This window comes from Hydrogenophaga sp. (assembly GCF_048549895.1).
In the GTDB taxonomy this organism is placed as follows: domain Bacteria; phylum Pseudomonadota; class Gammaproteobacteria; order Burkholderiales; family Burkholderiaceae_C; genus Hydrogenophaga.
In genome coordinates, this window is record NZ_JBLYYB010000239.1 from 1 (window position 1) to 6141 (window position 6141).

General features: G+C 59.4%; 12 protein-coding genes. 8 read left to right on the forward strand and 4 right to left on the reverse strand.

All coding sequences use genetic code 11. The features are described from left to right. The first annotated feature begins 51 nt into the window (after positions 1-51). Together ACN4F8_RS21800 and ACN4F8_RS21805 are read left to right on the forward strand one after the other, a co-directional pair. Positions 52-270, forward strand: a complete 219-nt coding sequence (locus tag ACN4F8_RS21800) for a hypothetical protein (protein WP_419475502.1) — start codon at positions 52-54, stop codon at positions 268-270. A gap of 199 nt (positions 271-469) precedes the next feature. Then, positions 470-991, forward strand: a complete 522-nt coding sequence (locus ACN4F8_RS21805; RefSeq protein WP_419475503.1) for a hypothetical protein — start codon at positions 470-472, stop codon at positions 989-991. Between the two features lie 96 nt (positions 992-1087). On the opposite strand, the gene ACN4F8_RS21810 is transcribed toward ACN4F8_RS21805, so the two are convergent. Beyond that, positions 1088-1465, reverse strand: a complete 378-nt coding sequence (locus ACN4F8_RS21810; protein WP_419475504.1) for a hypothetical protein — start codon at positions 1463-1465, stop codon at positions 1088-1090. 267 nt (positions 1466-1732) lie between these two features. On the opposite strand from ACN4F8_RS21810, the gene ACN4F8_RS21815 reads away from it, so the two are divergent. The 5 genes from ACN4F8_RS21815 to ACN4F8_RS21835 all read left to right on the forward strand — a co-directional run bounded on the left by ACN4F8_RS21815 (position 1733) and on the right by ACN4F8_RS21835 (position 4334). Further along, the gene (locus ACN4F8_RS21815; RefSeq protein ID WP_300707795.1) at positions 1733-2347 is read left to right on the forward strand and encodes a hypothetical protein; all 615 of its coding nucleotides are present in this window, start codon (positions 1733-1735) and stop codon (positions 2345-2347) included. 47 nt (positions 2348-2394) lie between these two features. Continuing rightward, entirely contained in the window at positions 2395-2619 is a 225-nt protein-coding gene (locus tag ACN4F8_RS21820) for a hypothetical protein (protein WP_419475505.1), read from the forward strand. Positions 2620-2805: 186 nt separating this feature from the next. Then, positions 2806-3150, forward strand: coding sequence for a hypothetical protein (locus tag ACN4F8_RS21825; protein WP_300707791.1), 345 nt, complete (start codon positions 2806-2808; stop codon positions 3148-3150). After that, entirely contained in the window at positions 3131-3346 is a 216-nt protein-coding gene (locus ACN4F8_RS21830; RefSeq protein ID WP_300707789.1) for a hypothetical protein, read from the forward strand. The genes ACN4F8_RS21825 and ACN4F8_RS21830 overlap by 20 nt, the downstream gene beginning before the upstream one ends. 133 nt (positions 3347-3479) lie before the next feature. Further along, positions 3480-4334, forward strand: coding sequence for a hypothetical protein (locus ACN4F8_RS21835; RefSeq protein WP_419475506.1), 855 nt, complete (start codon positions 3480-3482; stop codon positions 4332-4334). Between the two features lie 160 nt (positions 4335-4494). On the opposite strand, the gene ACN4F8_RS21840 is transcribed toward ACN4F8_RS21835, so the two are convergent. The 3 genes from ACN4F8_RS21840 to ACN4F8_RS21850 are packed head-to-tail and all read right to left on the reverse strand — an operon-like array spanning position 4495 to position 5701. Then, positions 4495-5175, reverse strand: coding sequence for a uracil-DNA glycosylase (locus ACN4F8_RS21840; protein ID WP_419475507.1), 681 nt, complete (start codon positions 5173-5175; stop codon positions 4495-4497). Further along, positions 5168-5341 (reverse strand): hypothetical protein, encoded by a 174-nt coding sequence (locus ACN4F8_RS21845; RefSeq protein ID WP_419475508.1) that lies wholly within the window; start codon positions 5339-5341, stop codon positions 5168-5170. Before ACN4F8_RS21845 ends, ACN4F8_RS21840 begins: the two co-directional genes overlap by 8 nt. Positions 5342-5353: 12 nt before the next feature. After that, positions 5354-5701, reverse strand: a complete 348-nt coding sequence (locus tag ACN4F8_RS21850; protein WP_419475509.1) for a hypothetical protein — start codon at positions 5699-5701, stop codon at positions 5354-5356. 144 nt (positions 5702-5845) lie between these two features. Here ACN4F8_RS21850 and ACN4F8_RS21855 point away from each other — a divergent pair. Further along, positions 5846-6141, forward strand: a 296-nt coding sequence (locus ACN4F8_RS21855) for a transposase (protein ID WP_419475510.1), incomplete at its 3' end; no start/stop codon positions are given.

The following is a 6141-nucleotide window of genomic DNA, read 5'->3' on the forward strand; positions in this document are numbered from 1 at the left end:
ATCGAGAACGCAGAAGGGGCGACGTGCCCGGAAACAATTTAGGAGAGTCCCATGACCATGCTGAAAGCCCCCCAGATTCGTGAACCTTTGGCCACGTCAGTTCTCATCCAGGCACAAGTGCCGGTAGCGGACGTGTTGTGGTTCAACCGCCTGAGCCCGCGTGCAAAGATGCAAGCTCTGGCGACTCAGCGAGGTGAGCAGATCCTGAACGCGGTTCGCCAGTTCATGAACCGCCCAAACCTCCTGAACCACAATGCCATGGCCGTCTGAGGCCACGTCTCAAAAAGCCCCTCTTCGGAGGGGCTTTTCCTTTTTGTGCTTTCCCAAAGTCCCGCTGGCGACGCCAGTTTCTGTATCCTAATTCCGGTTGGTCCTGGGCAACCGCACTCCTCGTCCATGCGTTCGCTAAAGTCGGGCGCACGAGGTACTTTGCAGGTGCTGTCGACACCCATTCAAGAGGAGACTGATCATGAGCGCTTGGACGTACCAAAGTGAGGCCCGCCGCCATGTATGGGAGTTCATTGATCTTGGGTATGAGCGCGAAGATGATCGCAAAGTCCTGTATGAGAATGTCTTGGAAGATCCCAAGAGAGTTGAACTCTTCATCCAGGCAAATCACGACGCGATCTGTGATCTCGTCCAAGCCACGCCTTCGCGACGTGAGGCCATGCTGCGCAGGATGTCAGGCCGCGATTCCCTCACCCAGATGGCGCTCATCCTTGGCTCATATCAACATTGCCGCAAGGCTGTGCTCGCCTACGATTGGATCATTGAGAACGATCAACCCTTTGTCCCCGGCGCCGCGTACCGCTCAGCTACCGTGTCGCAGGGCGGGCTCTTCGATCAACTCAGAGAGCGCAAGTGGACCAGATGGCCATTCCAATGGGGCAAGTCGCCGTTTCCCGGAGAGAAGACGCGGCGAGATCCAAATGACGCCCCGGACTACGACCAGGTGATAGACGACTACGACCCTCGCACTGGAATGTATTGAACGATCCTCCGGCTCGCGGAACGCGCAGCGTGCGGGCCGATCTCAGGTGCGCAGAACCGGTAGTCACTCGGGCTCATTTGTTGTGCGCCCCACGCATCACTTCACCGCGAGCCGCCGCCGCGACTCCAACTCAGCGAACAGCGCCCGCATCGCAAAGGCCAGGTAGCTGTCGGAATTCCTGGCGCAATAGCCATCGATCCAGCCATAGGCCTCCGCCGGGCTGGACAGCGCAGCGATCGGATCCAGCCCATGCTCGCCCACCTTGGCTGTATAGCGCTCCCAGTAGCTGATGCTGAGCGCGCTCATGAATGCATCGACTGTAGTCTTGGCCAGCGGAGTATTCCTGTTGTTGGCCCACCAGGTGCAATCCATAGTGCGTGACAACATGAGGGTTTGTGCCCAGGCGATAGGCGATGCGCTCAATGCTGCGGCAAATGATGCGGCCAGTGCAAGCGATCGGATGGAGTTCTTCATGGTTGTGTCGTGATTACCGGGCCGTGGTGAGCCCAACCCGTTTGCAAAGCCCGGAGTCTAACGATCCACCGCCTGAGCTGACCACGAAACGAAGCGCCAGTCGCGCCAGCACAGTGGTCCTGTGCACTTGCAGTGATTCGCTTGCCCCCGGACAATGCCTCTACCTCGGTGCTTTCACCGTTTGACGGCTTCGCGCCGTCCTTTATCTACCCAAGGGGCACAAGTGCCCGATGGGCTCAGGTGTCCCTCAACCCCCAAGAGAACACCATGAGTCATCCATCCGACGTATTGTTCGAGCGCATGCGTGAAGTGGTCGAAGCCCCTGGCTACCCCCTTCTCCAGCACTACAAGCAGGATTTCTACAAGTACGACCGCCAGCAGTTGTTGGACACCTTCACTCCCGACATGACCTATCTCTGGGTGGTCCGGGAGATGGGCACCCACCTCTATCCGCTGTACATCGACCCCCGCATCACCAACGAGGCACACGCCGCGCTGAGTATTCAGTCCAGTGGTCAGGATCTCTACCTGGTGGGCCCGAAAGGTCTCAAGCAGATCGAGCGCCAACGCGCGCTGGACGAACTGAAGCACTACGACTACAAGGTCGGCCTCCAGGGCGTCTTCAAGATGGGCCGCTTGCTCGCCGAGATCGACGTCCGTGTGGTCTGGCAAAACAGCCGCCTCAAAGGTGAGGTTGAGTACCGCAGTGAGGTGCCCATCGTCTCCCTGACCCAACGTGACCGCGTCGCACTGCAGCGCATCGCACTGGGCCAGGTCATCAACAAGAGCGACAGCCTGTTCACGCCCTGCAAGGTGGTGACCTTCAACGGCATCAGCCTCATCCCCGAGGTGAGCGCACAAGAGGAGGAATGCCCAGCATGAGATCGCAATGGACCGTCCCCCCTCGAACGCTCGAGATCAAGCAGGGCATGCTCGATGCATGGTCGATGCTGCTGTTGTCGGAAGACGCAGCGGCGTGCGTCCAGATCGAGACTCCGGCTGGTTACCTGATCCGCGTTCTGCCCATTGAGCAGGACTTCGGTGACCAGCCTGACGAGCTGAAAGACTTCATCACGGAAGCACGCCGCCTTCGCAAAGACTGGCTGCTGGTCCCCATGACCCCTGCGCACGAGCCCTTTTCGCTGATGCAGTAACCCCGGGCGACTGCCCAAACCCTGGTGTCCACTTGCCTCACGGCAGGTGGATTCCTTGAGCCTCCTTCAATCGGGGATTCAAGGAATCCGGCACCGCCGAATTCGCTGTCCCTGCGACAGCACTCAACAACCCATCGGGTGCATCACGCCCTGACGGGGAGATGCACCTCTGAAAAGGAGGCATCCATGCCAACCAACCCGACCCCTTTGATGGACATGCGCTTTGCGTGCCTTGTGAAGGGCGAGCGAGCCAGCGACTACGAGGCGCTTGAAATCGAACCCGTGCGCCACGTGGGCGGCCCAATCCCCGACCAGGGCGACGTTCGGATCGACCACGCGCAACCCGAGTTCTTCTCGGTCTACCTCAGGCACAAAGACGGCCTCGCCGCGTGTGTCGGTGATCATGGCTCCCATGCCCTGGCCACCGCGTACGCAAGGGAGCTGTCCAAAGCCCACGGCTGGGACATTCACGACCACGTGACCGGTGAGACCATGAACGCAGGTGAGATCCATGAACCAGCTGAAGCCTGAAATGGTCAAGCGGCTCATGCGGCAGAACGGCAAGACGATCCGAAGCCTTGCTGCACAGATGAACATCACCATGACCCGCGTGCGCCAAGTGCGCCTGGAGGGTGTGACAGGTCAGGAGTACTGCCGTGACTGGCTCGAAGCGCTGACCACAATAACCACGGGTGGTCCGGACCAGGCGACAAGCTTGGAGCTCTGAACCACAATCTCAACCGTTGACGGCCACGCCGTACATCGGCACCCCTGCGGTGCCAACTTCAACCAACCCGCCGGGTGCACTCATTGCCCGGTCGGGCTTTCGAGGCTCCCGGCTTTTCTTTTTTGGAAAACCCATGAACCTCAAAGACCAAGCCCGCAACTGGATCCAGACCGTGGTGGGCAACCACCTGGGCCGCAACATCCGGAGCTTCAAGTTCGTCGCATACACGGGCCAAACCGGCCACAACCAACTCGGTGGCGTCAGCTACCTGATGCCGGCCGAAGGCAAGGTTGTCGAGCAGGGCGAAGATTTCACCCTGATCAAAACCGGACCGGCTTCCTTCACCATCGTTGTCAGCAAGCTGCTCAGCGAGCCTGTGGCGCTGGAAGACAAAGTGGCGGTGACCTTCTACAAGCTGCGCCGTTTCGACGGCACGGCCGCAGACGGCAGCGACGACTCCTCAGTGGATGGCATCCGTACAGTCATGCTCACCGGTGCCGAGACCCGCTTCCCGGTCACCTGGGAAGGTCGGTATCTGGGCATCAACGAGCGGTACGCTGCAAGCTACACCGTCATCCAGAACCCCTACCTGCGCGACATGATCACCCAGATGGAACGTGAAACAGTGGACGGCGGCTTGCGCCACACCGTCAACGTCCTGGTGGATGCCGGCGCGACCAACCTCACGTTCACCGATCCGGTGGAGGAGGAGAGCGCTACAACGCCGCCTGGGATGTCCATGCAGATCTCCAGCAGCAAGTTCACCGGCAAAGTGTTCGTGGGCTACGACCGCGGGGCCGACACCTACTTCATCGACCTGGCGGCAGGCGAGGGGGGTGAGACACACCGCATCGATGACGTCCACTTCAACGAGCTGGGCGAGCGTCTGATCGAAGCAATCGATGACCGCGAGTGGCTCAAGGCCAAGGTGGTGATCACGAAGAAAGCCCCGAAGAAAAGGGCACAACCGCAACCCGAACTCGTCTGAGTTCCAACGCCTACTCTTGCCCTTCGGGGCTTGAGCAATCGGCACCATGAATAAAGCCCCGGCCACCATTGACAGGTGGTTCGGGGCTTTTTCGTTTTTTAGCTCGCAGTTGCGGCTTCGATGATAAGTCTGTATCGCAGTTCAGAACCTACATTGAGCTTCAATTCATCGGCGCGTTGCGACCGAACGCGGAACGCATTGCTGCCTGAAACTCAGGCTTCCCGCCGAAAGAGGGGTGGCGGACAGACAAGTCACAAGCCAAGCCCATTCGAGCCAAGAGGCCCTGCGATTTCTTTCCCACGGCAACCAGTTTTGCTTTGGGGAAAGCGGACCTCAAAGCCAGCATGGCGGGCTTGCCCTCCAACACCTCACTTGTGGTTGGCGTCCGATTGCAAAGGGCGTTGTCTGGCTGGTGCGGGTGCATCTGAATTGCATTCCAGAGCACGGCTCGCTCGGCCAGACCCAATTCGTACAGGATTCCCCACACGGCTTCAGCGGTGGCCTCCTTGAATGGGCCACCCGCATTGGTGGAGAGTCGCTCCGGCAGACGCGCCACACGGGGGATTGCGCCACTGAGCAACTGGTCCTCGCTTGTGAATGCAACCCCGCTCAAGGCGCAGCCACGCCAGCCGGGAGCTTCGCCCACCAAAATGACTTCGGGATCGCAATCAAGATGCGCACCCAGCCGCCCCAGCTTTGCCATGGGGGTGTTGGCTGCCGCGTCCATTGGGTGCACCGTGGCATAGGGATTAAACAGACCCTCGCGCGTCGCAGGGAGCAATGACGCAAGCTCTTGCGCCAACGCCATTGCTGATGAACTCGCAGAAAACGCTTCAGTCATCGTGATTCCCAAATCGGTCAATGCTACCGTGGTCGTGGGTGACGGCGCGACCCCCTCCGCTGGAGCCTTCCTCGTCGTCATCACCGCCGCCAGCCCCACTTGCAATCCCTTTGATCGCAAGGAAGATCACGAATCCCACCACACACAAAATCAGCAAAGATTCCATTTCGTTCCCCTTTCAATTGTTCAAGCGCCACTCAGGCAGCGCCATGTTCTTTTTCACGGCCAACGCCATCGTGGCCACCGTTTTCACATACGCCAGCCGCTGGCCGAAGGTCTTGGGCTCGGGCATGTCCCGCAGCCCCAGTTCGTCAACCATTTCCTCCAGAAGCGGGTCCAGGTGCGCGGCATGCTTCCACTCCGGCACCATCACCTCGGGGCGGCTGATGCGCAGCTTGATCTTCAGGAGATCGCGGCCGTAAAGGCTCCCCAGCAGCCAGTGAGGCTCTTTGGCAGCAGCCTCGACGGGAGCGTAGTGCTCGCGGAAGTCTGCAACGGTCATATCGATTTCGGCCAGGTAAGACATTTTCGTCCTCTCTTTCGGTTTGCTTGCTACTAGGTTCTCACGTATCAAGCTCGTGTCAAGGGCGCTTCAAACGAAAAAAAGGGACGATCTAGGGCGTGTTAACACTAATAGCGATCGTGTCGTTTGCGCCGGACAATATCGGGCATGGAGATCACACCCGCACAATTCGCCACCATTGAGCACTGCCTGCCCAAGCAGCGTGGCAACGTCAGCCTGAGCAACCTGCAGGTGGTCAACGCGATCCTCTATGTGGCCGAGCATGGCTGCAAGTGGCGCGGACTGCCCAAGCGCTTTGGTAACTGGCACACGATTTACACGCGCATGAACCGCTGGACCAAAGCCGGCGTCCTGGATCGCATGTTCGAGGAGTTGCAGCGTGCACAGGTCGTGCGAATCAAGATCGAAGCAGTCTCTCTGGACTCCACAAGCATCAAGGTCCA